Source organism: Zymobacter sp. IVIA_12111.31 C1, from assembly GCF_047495495.1.
GTDB lineage: Bacteria > Pseudomonadota > Gammaproteobacteria > Pseudomonadales > Halomonadaceae > Zymobacter.
On sequence record NZ_CP179930.1, the window covers coordinates 1,856,915 to 1,872,612 of the forward strand.

The window sequence follows — 15,698 nt, forward strand, 5'->3', positions numbered from 1 at the left end:
GGGGCTGCATGAGCAACTGGGAAGAACTGTACGCGCGTTGCTATCAACGGGCCGTGCAGCCTCGCACACGTTTTCTGACAACCGACCCGCGCACAGCAGTGGCGCTTGCATATGAAGACGGCATGCGTACGCAGTCGATGGCTGACTTGTATGAGGCGGGCAAGAAAGGCAAGAAGTCACGCTCCGTACGAGCGGTTGAGAGCCGCGAGAAACGCGCAGGTACTGGCGCAGATATCCATGCCGAGTATCACAAAATCAGGTGCTACGTTGACGACCTGATGGATACCAATCCGCTACAGTACGCCGTCATCATGACGCTGGCGCCAGTGAAGGAATCGATCCGGCAGGCATGCAAAGGTGAAGTTTACGACGCGCTGCATGATCGTGTGCGCATGGTACTAGCCGAACGTGGGGAGCGTGTACTGAAGAAGCGTGCGGAACGCCTAGTTGCCCTGTCACAGGCGATGGTTGAGCAGTCGATGCGTGGTGCCGAGTGGCCACCGAAACACGTTGCAGCGTGGTGTGAGAGCTGGTGCGGGGTAGGCATTGATGCTTCTCACTGGCAACGCGACTGTAGCGAAGACTGGAAATTGCTTAAAGATGCTCTTTACGACATTGAAGAAAAAGAATTTTTTCATATAAAAGACATGATCAAAAAGATAAATCACAATCTAGCGGCATAAACCACTTGCGGAAATGGCGAGCAAAATGTACGATATTTGTACAGTGCCGCAGTTGCAACTAAAGGCACGGCAGATCAACTAAAGCCTCGCCCTAACCGGCGAGGCTTTTTTCGTTATTCCTCTTCATAATACGCGCGATCATGGGCCAGCACTGTAGGGAATGCGGACAGTTCTAGCTCGTCCGGACAATCATCTAAACGAAGGCCTGAAGGTTCGTACCCAGAGTTAGGAGAAACGTCTACAGACATCCTTACTTCTCCATAATCTGTTTCACCCCGGAATGTTGCTATCACAAGGGCAGGAAATTCTTTAGACACTAGTTCTTCACCAGCGTCTTGCATAAGCACTTTGATGATTTTATTTTCTTTTGATTTTACTCTGAATTCTGCGTGACCTTTTATCCGGATATATCTATGAGGAGTGTTTGCCATACTTATTGCTCCTTTGCTCTATTTATACAATTTCCAAAAAGTAATCTAGTTCATATCTAATCTTTTCGCCCTGACTTTTTGCAAGATGTCTCGCGCTTGGCTCATGTGGCAAACAGCCACTTAAGGCCATTGCCCCTGAACCACTACCAATTCACTCCAGAGTAAACGTCATGCCTCAAAATGACCCCGGTCTCTGGCGCATGATCGTCGATGCGCTGGAGCATATTCGTATGTCCCTATGGCAAGAAAACATCCGGCCGCACGTGATGGCCACCGTGCTTTCCTTCCTAATCGCCCTGCTGCGCGCTCTAGTCAGCGGCAGTAAGTTCTGGCACTCGCTGCTGGAAGCCTGCCTGTGTGGAACACTTACCCTCGCGGTATTTCCACTACTCGATTACTTCGGTATGAACCTGTATCTGGCCGTATCGATCGGCGCGGGCGTGTCGTTCCTAGGTGTCGATTGGCTGCGTAGCATCCTATCTGGTGCTGCATCAAAGATTGTCGAGCGCTGGACAAGCAAATAAGCGCCGCACACCTAACACTGCCCGCCTCTGTGCGGGCTTTTTTGTGTCTAAACGATGAGACTGATATGACGCTCAAGACGAAAAAGACGCCGCACATTCACACCAGTCACTGGACTGTGAAGAATGCTCGCGGCATTCGCGCCACTAACGGCAATACCTTCCCTGCTTTTGATCCGGATAAGCTAGGTCAGCTAATGCCGGGCTATCAGGCATGGGATAACTGGCTTGTACGTGACGAAGATGGCTTCGTAGCCGATGTAAATGGCTTCCGCATCCTGATCGCGCTGGTGCGTCCAGTCGGTGCCGACTTTAGCCAAGGCGAACGCATCGCTTACTTCTACAGCGCTGACGGCGTTAGCTACGTACCGGGCGGCTTCCTGTTCGGCGAGCATAAGCTGTACGACGACATTCGTGAATGGTCTGGCTCTACCATTCTGCGCGCAGACGGCAAATTGCAGACGTTCTATACCTGTGCCTATGGTGCTGACTACAATGGCGTCTGGCAGACCGTGCAGCGTCTGGCCACAGCCATTCAGGACGTGACAGTCGAGGGCGATAAGATGACGATCGAAACGCCGTCATACAATGCCCTGCTGGGCGGTGCATGCGAGCCGGACGGCTTCTTCTACGAGACGGCAGCACAGGCCTCTGAACGTGAAGCGAAGTGGCCGACCCGCCACCGCGTCAGCGTCGGTTCCGACCAGACCGAAAACAACTGCATGCGTGACCCGTTCTTCTATAAGGACCCGCGCACCGGCAAGCGTTATCTGGCATTCGAAGCCAACACGGGCGCAGGCTTCCACGCACCGGGCCACGTTCGCGCTGAGTACGTCAGTGCCAATGGGTTGCCGAAAGAAGGTTTCGCACCGACTGAGGACATGCTCAAGGCCAACGGCTGCATCGGCATCATCGAGCTGACAGACGACGAAGGCACTTTCGGTCAATTCCAGGCACCGTGGCTCACTGCCAACTTGGTGACCGATGAGATCGAACGCATCAACGTCGTTGACCATGATGGTCACGTTTACCTGTTCTGCGTTGGTCATGGCAATAAGAACGCGTTGAACATGGAAAACGCGGATCTGATTAACCGCGACTACATGTTGGGCTTTCGCGCACCGTACTTCGGTGGCCCGCTGACGCCGCTCAATGGTTCTGGCGTAGTGGTACAGCAGAAGTCCTATGGTGATGCTTACGCCGGTCAGGCAGAAAATCATCAGTACGTCTACAGCTGGCTCATTACCCCGCACCGCGATCAGAAGCTCGGCGTGTTCCCCTGCGTCTCCTATGCGAACTACTGCAATACGGGTAAGGGCGTAGAGGCAGTGATGAACGCCGGTCCGTCTGTGCGTATCGAGATCGACGGCCTCAAAACCCGCATCGTCGGCATGATGTACGAAATTCAGCCCGCGCAGGTTGATGCCAGTCGTGAGGCTGACAAAGGCTCTGTCACTGGAGGTCATGACTATGCCTGAAGAAGGCGCCATCACAGGCGGCTGACGAAAACGACGGCTTCTAAGGCATAACCTGCCAACGGTTGCTGTCTAAAACGCCTGAAAGTGACATGCCTACGCGAGTGGGGATAGCAGGATATTGCGCCTCGGCTTCGGTCGAGGCGTTTTCGTATGCGCCATGCCCGGCGCACATCAACACATAGCTTTTCAGAAAGGGCCTTGGAGAACGTCGGCAGTAGCTGGCGAGCTTCTCTGTGGACCGACGTTCTGGGCAACAAGGCTCTTTACTCAAAAGGTACGCAACTCATGAGTAATATCATTCCGTTCCAGTACGGCGACATCACGGTTCAGTTCAATTCAGATGGTTGGATCAACGCCACGGAAATTGCCAGAGCATATGGAAAACGCCTTGACCACTGGCTGGAAAATAAAGAGACACGGAGCTATCTCAGTGCAATCGGGAAGTATCTAAATACCCGTGATTCCGGGGATTTGATTCAGACGCGCCGCGGCAAAGGGGGCGGCACGTGGTTGCACCCCAAGCTGGCGGTCGTGTTCGCTCGCTGGCTGGATGTAGATTTTGCCGTTTGGTGTGACCTGCAGGTCGATGCACTGATACGTGGTGACTCAAGTCTCAAACAACAGTACGACTTGGCTCTCAAGGCACTGCAGGAAGGAAAAGAGGCAGCCAGTTTCTTCGGTAAAGGCCTGAACTCATGGAAACGCACCAAGCCAGAGCTCGAGCATCGCGTTCAAAAGATCATCGATAAGATGCAGATGAACCTGCCTCTCAACCAGTCTGCATAGGGGGCCCCTGAAATGGGGCTCCCTGCTCAAAACAGTACACTGACTTTTTCAAACATATAAAATCAGCACTGGACATTATCCTGGTGCATTAGGTCAAATTCCGAAGCTGATCTTTTGTGAACTTGCGAACAATATCTGCTCGACTTTGCCCATTCTTGGCTCGCGCCACCTCATTATCGATAGCAGTTTTTACTTTTTTGCGAGTGTCCTGTTCGTCCTGCAGTGCAAGCAGAAGTGCAAGGCATTCAATGCAGTCATCCTCATGTTCACCCTGACTATTATCCAATGCAATTATGGCCTGACTAGCTAATGCATTCTCTTTTAGCTTTCCTTTAGGAAAATGATTTGTATCGTAGACAACCATTTTTGGTGACCTGGCACCATTTTCCAGCTTGCTTATGAACGTGGAAAGTATCTCAATTCGCATGCCGCCGGCGATGATCGGATTAGTAAAGTCATTTGGACGCATAAAAAAACCTATATATCAGAAGGCCTGTTAAGGCTCAGGTTGAGTGGGAGGCTATCCGTACAGCCTTCAAGGCTGGCGATGCCTCTATCCATAAGATCACTGAGGAATACGATGTACTAGATAGAAGGTTGAGGTCGCAGTGGTGGAAATCAACCCACTCCAAGGGCGTTTTCATTTGTCCTTATATACACCGACACTTGGCGGTATTTTTTGCCCAAAGATAAGGAATCAGCCATGCGCTGGAAATGCCCTGATTGCGGCGAGTCATGCCGTATCCGTAGCAGCAAACAACCCGTGAAGGATCTGCGCTTCGCGTTCCTTCAGTGCAATGACATTCAATGCGGATGGCGTGGGAAAGGCACATTCGAGATCGTCGAGTCGTACTCGGCCAAGAAGATCGCATAAGGAACAGATATGGCTCGCCAACCCAACTGGGAGGCTATCCGTACAGCCTTCGAGGCTGGCGATACCTCCATTCGCAAGATAGCAGAGAAGTACGGTGTCACTGACGGCGCTATACGCAAGCGTGCCAAGAAGGATGGATGGCAGCGTCATGGTGGTCCGCAGGTAGTACGCGGTACGCAATCTGGTACGCAGGGTGCGTACTCGTCCAAGAAAGGTGGAGCGCCTTCGGTATTCGATGAAGATGTCTGTGCGTATATCTGCGCTAAGGTCGCATCAGGTCAATCGTTGCGCAGTATCTGTAAAGAGCCGGGCATGCCGTCTATGTCGTCGATCCTGCTATGGGTAGTCGATGGAAAGCATAAAGAGTTCTCGGAGCAGTACCGCATGGCTAGGGAGGCGGCGGGCTATGCTCATGCCGATCGGATCATCGACTGCATCGATAAGGTGGGCACTGATCCTGAAGAAGGCGGCCTCGACTACCGCGATGCCAAGGTGATGATGGATGGCCTCAAGTGGGCGGCCGAGCGCATGTCACCCAGAGCATATGGGCCGAAGCAAGATATTAACCACACGTCTGACGACGGCAGCATGACGCCTTCGGGCTTGGGGCATTTCTATGGCGGACAAGGCGACTCTGAACCCAGCCCTTCGTGACTTCTGGCTGACGCCTGCTCGTGTGCGGGTGCTGTACGGTGGCCGTGCTTCGTCGAAGTCATGGGATGCGGCTGGCTTTGCGATCTACTTGGCGGATAACTACAGGCTCCGCATCCTCTGCGCGCGCCAGTTCCAGAACAAGATCAGTGAATCGGTCTACACCTTGCTCAAGATTCAGATTGAGCGTTTTGGGCTACAGCATCGTTTCGAGATCCAGCGCGACCGCATCATCAACCGCTATACGGGTACCGAGTTCCTGTTCTACGGGCTGTGGCGGCATATCGATGAAGTGAAATCGCTCGAAGGCATCGACATCTGCTGGCTGGAGGAAGCGCACAACATCACCCAGGAGCAGTGGGAGATACTGGAACCGACGATTCGTAAGGATCACTCGCAGTTCTGGATCATCTTCAACCCGCGCCTAGTAACCGACTTCGTCTACAGGCGCTTTGTCACACGCCCGCCTGCCAATGCGATCACCCGCAAGATCAACTACACCGATAACCCGTTCCTCTCCAACACCATGCTGGAGGTCATTCAGCACGCCAAGGAAGAAGACGAGGAAGAGTATCGGCATATCTATTTAGGCGAGCCTCGCGAGGATGACGATGCGGTCATCATCAAACGCTCGTGGATCATGGCGGCGATCGACGCTCACAAAAAACTGGGCATTGAGCCATCAGGCACCAAGCGCCTTGGCTTTGACGTCGCCGACAGCGGCGCTGATAAGTGCGCCACTACCCTCGCCCACGGCATCGTGGCACAGGATATCGACGAATGGGCTGGGCGTGAGGATGAACTGCTGAAGAGCTGCTCTCGCGTATACCGTGCCGCCGTTAAACACGACGCTCAGGTCATTTACGACAGCATCGGCGTTGGGGCCTCTGTAGGGGCAAAACTCGGTGAGCTGAACGATGAGCACTTGACCCGCATCAGCTACAGCAAGTTCAACGCAGGGGCCGCGGTCTGGCATCCCGATGCGCGTTACTCCGATGGCGTGTTGAACAAGGACATGTTCTCGAACCTCAAAGCGCAGGCATGGTGGCTGGTCGCCGATCGCTTCCGCAACACTTACAACGCGATACAGCGCGGCATGCCGTTCGAAGAGGATGAGCTGATCAGTATCTCATCGGAGTGCTCGAACCTTGACCGCCTGATTGATGAGCTATCCACGCCCCGCCGCGACTTTGACCGCTCTGGCAAGGTGAAGGTGGAGAGTAAGCAGGATCTAGCGAAACGCGACATCCCCTCGCCTAACTTGGCTGACTGCTTCGTCATGGCCTACACGCCCACCGTTGAGCAAGACGTGGCCGTCTCTGACGACGCGCTGCTGGAAGCCTTTTCACTCGACATCTAACACCACAGGAGGCTGACATGTGGCCGTTCCGCAAAAAGCAACATGATCCGGCCCCTGTTGTCGATCGTGTTGAGAAAGACACCAGCATCCCGATCGGGCGACTGATAGACATGCTCGATAACGATGATGCTGTGGCTGCCGCATCTAGCGTGCTTAAGCCGTATGAGCCCCCCGCAGGCGTAGTGCCCGAGGGTAAGTGTGATCGTGCCGTAGCGATGGCCGCCGATGCCCTGCCGATGGATGCGCGCATGCTGTATGCGGGCGTGCATTGCTTTAAGGGCTATGACTGGCTAGGCCAGAAGGCACAGGAGCCTGAATACCGTTACATGGCCGAGACCAATGCTAATGACATGACCCGCAAATGGATCAAGGTTAAGGCGATGGAAGGCGGTGACTACGCCGAGAAAGTGAAGGCTATTGAGGCTGAGCTGAGGCGCTTAGACGTTCGCGCTATGTTCCGCCAAGCGCTGGAGCACGACGATTACTTCGGCCGTGGCACGCTGTACATCGAGGTGAAGACACCGAAAGGCTCGAATGCCTCGCGTGTAGATGGCGAGTGCGCTACTGAGCTGTTTCTCGATCCGCGCAAAATTCCGCGTGACAGCATCGTGTCGCTGCGCGTGATTGAACCGCGCTGGCTGTTCCCCGGGCCGTACAACACGGACAGTCCACTCAAAGGTAATTTCTATCAGCCTCAACTCTGGTACTGCCAAGGTGATGAAGTGCACGACTCGCGCTTGCTGACATTCATCAGCCGCCCCGTGCCGGACATTCTCAAGCCCGTGTACAACTTTGGCGGGCTGTCGCTCACCCAATTGGCTGACGACTACGTCACGAACTGGCAGCGCACCCGCGACTATGTGGCAAAGATGCTGCGCTCTTATAGCTGCACCATCCTCAAAACCAACATGGGCAGCACGCTACAGGGCAAGGTCAACCAAGGCCTAATGAACCGCCTGAAGCTGTTCGCCCGCTGGCGTGATAACAACGGCATCTTTGCGCTCGATAAGAGCACCGAAGAGCTCGACCAGATCAACACCCCTCTGGCTGGACTGAAAGACCTCAAAGAGCAAGCGCTCGAAGAGCTATGCGTTGTTGCTCGTCAGCCACGCGTGAAGCTGCTGCGCAAGGGTGCAGCGGGTCTGAATGCGTCGTCTGAGGGCGAGATTCGCATGTACTACGACGACGTGCATGCAACGCAAGAAGACGTAATGCGCAAGCCGCTTAAACGCCTGATCGAGATCATCCAGCTGTCGCTGTTTGGTGAGATCGACGATGCGATCGACTTCGAGTTCGTGCCGTTGTATCAGCTGAGCGAGAAAGAACGCAGCGACGTGCGGGCACAGGATGCGAAGACGCGCCAAGTTGACATTCAGTCTGGCGTAGTCACTGCTGAGGAAGCGCGCCAGTCACTGGCTGCTGATGAGTCATGCCCCTACCCCTTGGACAAGGACGGCAACGGTGAGATCGACCCGATAGCGCCGGAGGATATGGACGATGACGAAACGACCCAAGACCCTGCCCAGCGTGACACCGAACGCGGGCGTAGCTAACGCCTATCGCAAAGAGCTGGTCGGTATGGTCGATGACCTGCATCGCCACATGGCTACCGAAGTGCTGCGCGGGATGAAGAATACGGGGCTGGCCCAAGACGGCCCCGTCGATATTCTGAACGGCATCATCAATCGAGTCGCTAACGGCCTGCTGTCTCGCCTCAATCGCGTTGCGGAAAGGATGGCCGAACGCTTCACCTCGTCTGTCATGCAGAACGCCGACGTATCGCTGTTCGCCTCCATGCGGGAAGCCGGATTGACGGTTAAGATGACCATGACCGAAGAGATGGCCGACGCCTACGATGCCGTCAGGGCTGAGAATGTGGCGCTCATCAAGTCGATTCCCGAGCAGTATCACCGCCAAGTGGAAGTACTCGTCAACGAATCAGTGGCCCGAGGCCGTGACCTCAAATACCTAGCCGACGAACTGCATAGACGCTATGGCATTACCCGCCGACGTGCCGAGTTCATTGCACGCGATCAGAATGACAAGGCCACCAGCACGCTGACCGCTGCCCGCCAGAGGCAACAGGGTTTTACTCAGGGCGAGTGGATGCACAGCCACGCAGGCAAAGAGCCCCGACAATCACACGTTCGCGCCAACGGCAAGACGTTCGACCTCGCCAAGGGCATGAAGATCGACGGCGAATACATCATGCCGGGGCAGCTGATCAATTGCAGATGCAGCTGGCTTCCCGTTATCCCTGATCTATGAGGATGCGCTCATGACTCCAACTCATATAAGGCTGCTTTACAGGGGGCTTGCAGTTAAAGACATCCCTATTAGCGGTCGCGATATGTTTTTTCGCGTAGAAGGTACGCGAACAGAGGTATATGAAAGCAAGCGCTTCCCTCGCGCAAAGTTAAGCCCGTTTCGCATCTTCGGCAGCACATACAAAAGATGTGAAATTGTCGGCAGCTTTCACTGTTTCAGCGTTGACGGAGCTGAATACATATAGCTCGCTCACCCACCACTATCAAGGCTCGCCACGGCGGGCCTTTTTCATATCTGCGAGACATCACCATGAATCGAAACGACGTGCTCGCTTTCGATGCCCAGTCGCAGCGCGAGTACACCCCAGACGGCCAGCTGCGCATCAAGATGACGCCCATCAGCAAAGCCAACGTTTGCACGTACTACGGCCATGAAATCCCCGACAGTCAGGCGCTTGGCCTCGACCCGCATAAAGGCTATCGCCTGTACCGCGATCCTGACGAGCTACGCAAAGGCGCGTCGACATTCGACGGCGTACAGCTGCTTTCCCAGCACGTGCCCGTCTGTGCGGCTGACCATAAGCCTGAGCTGATTGTGGGCGCTGTCGGCAGTGGCGTTACCTTCGACGGCACCTTCCTCAAGGCTCCGCTATCAGTCTGGTCGAATGACGCCATCCTTGGCATCGAACGCAACACTAAGCGCGAGCTGTCCAGTGCCTACCGCTACCGCGCTGACATGACCCCAGGCACTACCCCCGACGGTGAACCGTATGACGGCGTCATGCGCGACATCATCGGCAATCACGTTGCACTCGTTACCCGAGGCCGTGCAGGCCCTGAGGTATTCGCAGAAGACGCAAACCCCACGGAGTACATCCCAATGAAACGCACCCCCAAGATGGTGGCCATGCGTGCAGCCCTCGCTGGTTTCGCTAGCGCGACCATGGCTGCCGACGCTGCGCCACTGGATATCGACAAGCTGACCCAAGGCGAACGCACTGCCGAGCAGATCGCGCAAGACGCCGCCACACAGGATGCCAGCATCGATGCTGAGAAGCTGACTGGCGTACTGAAAGCTGCCGAAGAATCTGCCGGTCAGGACTTCGACGAACCGAAGCCTGCTGATCCGAAGCCAGAGACGACCAAGCCCACACAGGAGCCCACTAAGGTGGCCGAAGACCAGCAGCCTGCAGGCTTTGCGATGGACGAAGCAACGTTCCGTCGTGAGATGCAAATGGCATCCGACGCAGCAGTTAAACGCGTACGCGAAGAAGAGAAGGCCCGCAATGAAGTGCGCCCGATCGTCGGTGAAGTAGCCGCGATGGACAGCGCCGAGGCCGTCTATAAGTTCGCCCTCGACAGTGCTGGCATTCCGACCGAGGGCGTCCACGCTTCTGCCTTCCCGGCAATGGTCGCGATGCTTAATCAGCAAAAGACCGCTATCGCGCAGGACGCTGCACCGCGTGCTGTATCCCAGAGCGAGCAGAAAGAACTCGCTGACATCTTCGGCGAAGGAGCATAAGCAATGGCTTTCCAGACCCACGTTAACCGCTATCAGGCCCCGGGCATTCCCGGCACGTTTGCCTCTAACAACCCGTCTTACAGCGCCGTAGGTGGTGAGAACCAGTACGTCGCGTGTGAAAACGGCGTACTGATCGGTCGCTTTGGCTGGACGGACGCTAACGGCCGCATCGCGAACGCCGGTGGCTCTGCTCCGCTGGGCTTCATCCTGCATAGCGACATGAAAGGCGTCATGTACGACATCCGCGATCTCGCAAGCATGGCTGTTCCGGCTGGCCGCCCCGTCACCTTGATGCAAATGGGCGACTTCTGGGCCACTACCGGCACTGCCGCTACTGTCGGTCAAAAGGTCTTCGCCAAGCTGTCCGACGGCACGCTAGTCACTGGCAACGCTGGCGCGACGGTTGAAGGCGCTATCGAAACCAAGTTCAAGGTCGCTACCGCTGGCGCTGCTGGCGAGACCATCAAAATCACCACAGGAGGCCTGTGATATGGCTGTCACTATTGATCAGGTGCTGCGCGAAGCCGCCGCGCGAGGCATTCATTACCAAGACGGCGTGCGGCCGACGATGCTGGCCAGCGACTCTGTGCCAGGCATGATCACCACGCCTAACGGCTCCATTCCTGCTGCGTTCACGACCTACTTTGATCCGCAAGTAGTGCGTGTTGCACTGTCCCCGTTGAAGTCTGAAACGATTATGTCTTCGGTACAGCGCGGCAGCTGGTTAGATACAGATCTGCAATTCATGATCGTCGAGCCAATTGGGCAAGCCTCGGCTTATGGCGACTACGACAATGGCGGTACGGCTGATGCCAACACCGGCTTCGATCGTCGCCAAACGTTCCACTTCCAGACTCACGTCAAGGTTGGCGATTTAGAAGCTGAACGCGCCGCCCGCATGAACCTGAATATCGCGGGCGAGAAGCAGCAGGCTGGAATCATGACCCTTAATCGCCTGCGCAATAAGATCAACTTCTTCGGTATTGAAGGTCTCGACGTGCGCGGCATCCTGAATGACAAGGATCTGCCTGCACCGATCACGCCCGCTGGCGGCACTAAGTGGTCGACGAAGGCTCCAGAGGACATCGTGGCCGACGTGCTGAGCCTGTTCGCTGACGCACAGAAGCGCGCTGACGGCACCCTCGAAATGGACAGCCCGATGGTGCTGGCAATCTCGCCTAACCTTGAGCCGGTGCTTGGCCGTACCAACTCCTACGGCTTGGAAATCAAGGCACAGCTGCAGAAGAAATTCTCGAAGCTACGCATTGAGACCGCGCCGGAATACGCCACTGCTAACGGTGAGCTGGTGCAGCTGATTCCCGATCGCGTAATGGGATACGAAGTCGGTAACACGGTCTTCACCGAGCGCCTTCGCTTCCACCGCACCGAGATTCGCACCTCAAGCTACGCGCAGAAGCTGTCCGCCGGCACCGCTGGTGCTGTCATCAAATACCCGTACGGGATCGCACAGATGTTGGGAGTGTAACGACATGGCTAACGTAGTAATCGGTTGCAAGCTGCCGCACGGCATTCGCCTGAATATCGAAGGCACAGAAGTCCACCTCAAGGGAGCTAATAGCTCCCTTATTTTTGGCGGCTACGGCATGACTGAGGTCGATAGCGATCTGGCTGACAAGCTGTTCGATCAGTACGCCGACGCTGAGTACATCAAGCGCGAAATGGTGTTCAAGCAGTCCAATGCCAAGTCTGCTCAGTCTGCTGCAGAAGAGCGCAAAGACGAGAAGACAGGTCTTGAAGGTCTCAACAAAGATGCTCCGATGTCTGGCATCACGCCAACCGACGAGCAGAAAGACGAGAACAAGAAAGCAAAGGGGTGATCTATGACGGCAGTCACGTTTGATGCGGAAGCGTTCAAGGGCCGCTATCCCGAGTTTGTGGCAGTGGCGGAGGCGACACTGACAGTAGTGTTCGATGAGGCATGCTTACTGATCGACAACGGCGATGCCAGCCCAGTGTCGGACGTGACTCGCCGCAAGATCATGCTGTGGTTGGCGGTGGCTCACTTGGCAAAGCTGGGCCGCTTGACCGAGCAAGCAATGGACATTCAATCCGACGTGCCCACTGGCCGCCTGTCTACCGCGCACGAGGGCTCAGTTACAGCAACGTTCAGCGTCGGCCCTGAGACGGACGAGAACGCCTTCTGGCTGCAAACGGCCTACGGGCAGCAGCTATGGAAGCTGATGGCACCGTATCGTCAGGCCGTTTATGTGCCGGGCACTGCTTATCCGCCAAGCTGGGAGGATGATCCTTATGGCTTCACTAACGGGTGGTGACGCGCTAAGGCGTCGCCTTGGCAACATTGCGAAGCGGCTGGATGGCAAGCAGGAACTGCGCGTCGGCTTTCTTGAAGGGGCTACATACCCCGATGGAACGCCTGTTGCCACGGTAGCCGCTGCTAACGAATTCGGGCGACCGGACAAAGGCCAGCCACCCCGCCCCTTCTTCCGCCAGATGATCGACGAGAACTCGCCCAACTGGGGCCGCCAAATCGGCAAGCTGCTGAAAGCTAATGGCGGTGACTCTGCCGCTGCGCTAGATGCGATGGGATCGGTGATCAAAGGGCAGCTACAGCGCTCGATCAACCAATTCACTTCCCCACCGCTTGCTCCATCGACCATTGAGCGTAAGGGCTTCGACAAACCTTTGATTGAGACAGCTCACATGCTGCGTAGCGTCGATTACGAATTAGTGGGCAATGGAGGTAGTGATGAATCTGCATAGCATGGTGTCGGGCGCTATTGGCGCGATCAATCCGCATCAGAAAGCTACCGTGGTCACGTTCGACGGCTGGCAAACGTCGCCCTCTGGCAAGCGCGAGCCAAAGCAATCTGATCCGGTCACGGTCACCGTGCAGCGCCAGGAGCTGTCGCAGAAAGACCTTGCCCATATCGCAGGACTAAACGTCCAAGGGCAACTGTGCTCTGTCTATCTGAACGGACAGCACAGCGGCATCGTGCGGCCCGACGGCAAAGGTGGCGAGCAGTTCACACTGGCCGATGGCACGACCTGGAAAGTGATCGCGGTGCCGGAACAGTGGCCCGACTGGTCGAAGGTGATTCTATGCCGACAAACGTGACCGTTAGCATCACGATTGACGACCTGATGACAGCCTTGCGCGGTTTTTTGCTATCTGCGACAGGGGTAAGTGAGGTCATTCAGGCATTTGGTAACGACGTACCGATGCCTAAAGGCGAGTGCATCATCCTGTCAGATATCGGCACCAAGGGGCTGTCGACGGATATCACCGAGTACGACGGGCCTGCTAGCGCTGCAAAGCACAGCCGCTCAACTCAGTGGCGCTGCCAGATTGATATCTACGGCGAACGCGCTCACGACCTTGCCACGATCATCGCAACGCTCTGGCGCTCGACATACGGCTGTGACGACCTTGCCCAGCGCTTGCCGGGCTTCCAACCGCTCTACTCGTCCGAGCCTCGTCAGATGAACTTCATCAGCGGTGAAGCCAACTACGAGCCGCGTTACACACTTGATCTGATCAGCAACTTCCGCCCAATCGTCACCGTCCCTCAATCATTCGCAACGCGCTTCGATCTGCAACTGGTCGAAGTCGATTCAACCTATCCACCTGATAAGGATTAGTCATGTCTATCCCTATGGGCAACATCATCAGCATGATCCCCGGCGTTATTGCCGCCACGGGGAACGCGCTGAATCTGAACGGCGTCTTTCTGACGAAATCCGATAAAGTCCCCGCGCGTACTGCGCCGTACTTCGGCTCCGCTGACGCCGTGGGCAGCTACTTCGGTTACGACTCCGACGAGTATGCCGCAGCCGTGGGCTACTTCACTGCTGACGACAACAAGCAGGCGGTACCGGGACGCATCTACTTCTTTCACTATGCCACTGCGGCCACCGCTGCGAGCCTGTCTAGCGCTTCATTGGCCGACATTACGCTCGATAAGCTGAAAGAGATCACGGGCTTTATCAGTGTTTTTGTTGATGGCACTGAGAAGAAAGTCGACAAGCTAGACCTGTCTGCGGCCACGTCCTTTCAAAACGCTGCGGGCATTATGTCTGATGCGCTGAAAGCAACGGTAACGTACGACATTACGCGCAAGTGCTTCGTCATTGCCTCCGGCACCACGGGTACTAAGTCGACTATTGCATACGCCACTGGCGCTGCTGCTGACTCCTTGCGGCTGTCTTCTAACACTGGTGCCATCCTGTCTGCACAGGGCACTGATGCCGACACGCCTAACACGGCAATGACTGCGCTGGGCCATATCACCCAAGCATGGGCGACCTTCACCACCATGTTTGAACCGACGCTCGACGAGAAGCTGGGCTTCAAAACGTGGTCAGCCGCGCAGAACGATCGCTTCCTATACGTTGCATGGGATACCGATGCCAACGCCTTCGTAGCCAACAACACGTCTAGCTTTGGCGCGCAGATCAAGGCTGAGAAAGCCTCTGGCGTTGTCGCATTCGCGGGTGAAGCATCCCAAGCCGCACAGCTGCGCAAAGTCGCTGCATTCGCTATGGGTGCGATCGCCTCCACTGACTACGACCGCACAAACGGCCGCAAATCACTGGCATTCAAATCCCAGTCCGGCCTCGCCGCTATCGTCACTGACGCTACCCGCGCAGCTACTGCAATCGACAACGGCTACAACATCTACGGCGCATATGCGACGGCAATGGATGGTTTCAACTGGCTGTATCCGGGCACCGTGCCGGGTCGCTTCAAGACTATTTCTGCTTACGTCAATCAAATCTGGCTCAACGCGCAGATTCAGTACGCGCTAGCGACACTCGTCAAACAGGTGAACAGCATCCCATTCAATGCTGACGGCGATGGTCTGGTCGAAGCCGCTGTGCTTGATCCAGTCAATACGGGCGTCAATGCTGGCGTGATTCGTAAAGGAGTGTCGCTGAGCGAGTCGCAGAAGCAGCAGTTATTCAACGCGATTGGTCGCGACGTTGCGGGAGCCATGGAAGCCAAGGGCTACATCTTCATCCCAGGCTGCTCCACCGCCTCTGCTGCGCAGCGCACTGATGGCGTGATTAAGCCCTCTCTCTACTACATGGATGGCGGCGAAGTACGCTCCATCTCCATGACCTCTACTGCCGTTCTCTAAGGAGC

Annotated in this window: 20 protein-coding genes; 18 read left to right on the top strand and 2 right to left on the bottom strand. The window is 55.8% G+C overall.

The features are described 5' to 3' along the window. The first annotated feature begins 8 nt into the window (after positions 1–8). The gene (locus tag ACMHYW_RS08435) at positions 9–683 is read left to right on the top strand and encodes a hypothetical protein (RefSeq protein ID WP_414499551.1); all 675 of its coding nucleotides are present in this window, start codon (positions 9–11) and stop codon (positions 681–683) included. Between the two features lie 113 nt (positions 684–796). Here the strand turns inward: ACMHYW_RS08435 and ACMHYW_RS08440 are convergent, their stop codons facing one another. Continuing rightward, positions 797–1,114: a hypothetical protein gene (locus tag ACMHYW_RS08440; RefSeq protein WP_414499552.1), complete on the bottom strand. Its 318-nt coding sequence runs from the start codon at positions 1,112–1,114 to the stop codon at positions 797–799. Between the two features lie 170 nt (positions 1,115–1,284). Here ACMHYW_RS08440 and ACMHYW_RS08445 point away from each other — a divergent pair, with 170 nt between their 5' ends. From ACMHYW_RS08445 to ACMHYW_RS08455, 3 genes are all read left to right on the top strand, one after another. Next, the gene (locus ACMHYW_RS08445) at positions 1,285–1,638 is read left to right on the top strand and encodes a phage holin, lambda family (protein WP_414499553.1); all 354 of its coding nucleotides are present in this window, start codon (positions 1,285–1,287) and stop codon (positions 1,636–1,638) included. A gap of 65 nt (positions 1,639–1,703) precedes the next feature. Next, positions 1,704–3,113 carry a glycoside hydrolase family 68 protein gene (locus tag ACMHYW_RS08450; RefSeq protein WP_414499554.1) on the top strand — a complete coding sequence of 470 codons (1,410 nt, stop codon included), beginning with the start codon at positions 1,704–1,706 and terminating at the stop codon, positions 3,111–3,113. A gap of 285 nt (positions 3,114–3,398) precedes the next feature. Then, positions 3,399–3,899 carry a KilA-N domain-containing protein gene (locus ACMHYW_RS08455; protein WP_414499555.1) on the top strand — a complete coding sequence of 167 codons (501 nt, stop codon included), beginning with the start codon at positions 3,399–3,401 and terminating at the stop codon, positions 3,897–3,899. Between the two features lie 88 nt (positions 3,900–3,987). On the opposite strand, the gene ACMHYW_RS08460 is transcribed toward ACMHYW_RS08455, so the two are convergent. Then, entirely contained in the window at positions 3,988–4,368 is a 381-nt protein-coding gene (locus ACMHYW_RS08460; RefSeq protein WP_414499556.1) for a hypothetical protein, read from the bottom strand. Positions 4,369–4,602: 234 nt separating this feature from the next. Here ACMHYW_RS08460 and ACMHYW_RS08465 point away from each other — a divergent pair, with 234 nt between their 5' ends. The 14 genes from ACMHYW_RS08465 (at position 4,603) to ACMHYW_RS08530 (ending at position 15,693) form a co-directional block, all read left to right on the top strand. After that, positions 4,603–4,773: an ogr/Delta-like zinc finger family protein gene (locus tag ACMHYW_RS08465; protein WP_414499557.1), complete on the top strand. Its 171-nt coding sequence runs from the start codon at positions 4,603–4,605 to the stop codon at positions 4,771–4,773. Between the two features lie 9 nt (positions 4,774–4,782). Continuing rightward, entirely contained in the window at positions 4,783–5,427 is a 645-nt protein-coding gene (locus ACMHYW_RS08470) for a hypothetical protein (protein WP_414499558.1), read from the top strand. Next, complete coding sequence (locus ACMHYW_RS08475; RefSeq protein ID WP_414499559.1) at positions 5,390–6,784, top strand: PBSX family phage terminase large subunit; 1,395 nt, start codon at positions 5,390–5,392, stop codon at positions 6,782–6,784. Before ACMHYW_RS08470 ends, ACMHYW_RS08475 begins: the two co-directional genes overlap by 38 nt. Positions 6,785–6,801: 17 nt before the next feature. Then, complete coding sequence (locus ACMHYW_RS08480) at positions 6,802–8,337, top strand: DUF1073 domain-containing protein (protein WP_414499560.1); 1,536 nt, start codon at positions 6,802–6,804, stop codon at positions 8,335–8,337. Further along, a complete protein-coding gene (locus tag ACMHYW_RS08485; protein WP_414499561.1) occupies positions 8,282–9,052 on the top strand; it encodes a phage minor head protein in 771 nt (256 codons plus the stop codon). Before ACMHYW_RS08480 ends, ACMHYW_RS08485 begins: the two co-directional genes overlap by 56 nt. A gap of 309 nt (positions 9,053–9,361) precedes the next feature. Continuing rightward, the gene (locus ACMHYW_RS08490; protein ID WP_414499562.1) at positions 9,362–10,573 is read left to right on the top strand and encodes a DUF2213 domain-containing protein; all 1,212 of its coding nucleotides are present in this window, start codon (positions 9,362–9,364) and stop codon (positions 10,571–10,573) included. 3 nt (positions 10,574–10,576) lie between these two features. Beyond that, positions 10,577–11,062: a hypothetical protein gene (locus ACMHYW_RS08495; protein ID WP_414499563.1), complete on the top strand. Its 486-nt coding sequence runs from the start codon at positions 10,577–10,579 to the stop codon at positions 11,060–11,062. A gap of 1 nt (position 11,063) precedes the next feature. Next, positions 11,064–12,059, top strand: coding sequence for a major capsid family protein (locus ACMHYW_RS08500; RefSeq protein ID WP_414499564.1), 996 nt, complete (start codon positions 11,064–11,066; stop codon positions 12,057–12,059). Between the two features lie 4 nt (positions 12,060–12,063). Then, a complete protein-coding gene (locus ACMHYW_RS08505) occupies positions 12,064–12,411 on the top strand; it encodes a hypothetical protein (protein WP_414499565.1) in 348 nt (115 codons plus the stop codon). A gap of 3 nt (positions 12,412–12,414) precedes the next feature. Further along, positions 12,415–12,867, top strand: a complete 453-nt coding sequence (locus tag ACMHYW_RS08510) for a DUF4054 domain-containing protein (RefSeq protein WP_414499566.1) — start codon at positions 12,415–12,417, stop codon at positions 12,865–12,867. After that, on the top strand, positions 12,845–13,315 hold the full coding sequence (locus tag ACMHYW_RS08515; protein WP_414499567.1) for a hypothetical protein: 471 nt from the start codon (positions 12,845–12,847) through the stop codon (positions 13,313–13,315). Before ACMHYW_RS08510 ends, ACMHYW_RS08515 begins: the two co-directional genes overlap by 23 nt. Further along, the gene (locus ACMHYW_RS08520) at positions 13,302–13,670 is read left to right on the top strand and encodes a hypothetical protein (RefSeq protein WP_414499568.1); all 369 of its coding nucleotides are present in this window, start codon (positions 13,302–13,304) and stop codon (positions 13,668–13,670) included. Before ACMHYW_RS08515 ends, ACMHYW_RS08520 begins: the two co-directional genes overlap by 14 nt. Then, on the top strand, positions 13,655–14,194 hold the full coding sequence (locus ACMHYW_RS08525; RefSeq protein WP_414499569.1) for an LIC_12616 family protein: 540 nt from the start codon (positions 13,655–13,657) through the stop codon (positions 14,192–14,194). The genes ACMHYW_RS08520 and ACMHYW_RS08525 overlap by 16 nt, the downstream gene beginning before the upstream one ends. A 2-nt stretch (positions 14,195–14,196) precedes the next feature. Further along, positions 14,197–15,693, top strand: coding sequence for a DUF3383 domain-containing protein (locus ACMHYW_RS08530; protein WP_414499570.1), 1,497 nt, complete (start codon positions 14,197–14,199; stop codon positions 15,691–15,693). The last annotated feature ends 5 nt before the right edge of the window (positions 15,694–15,698 follow it).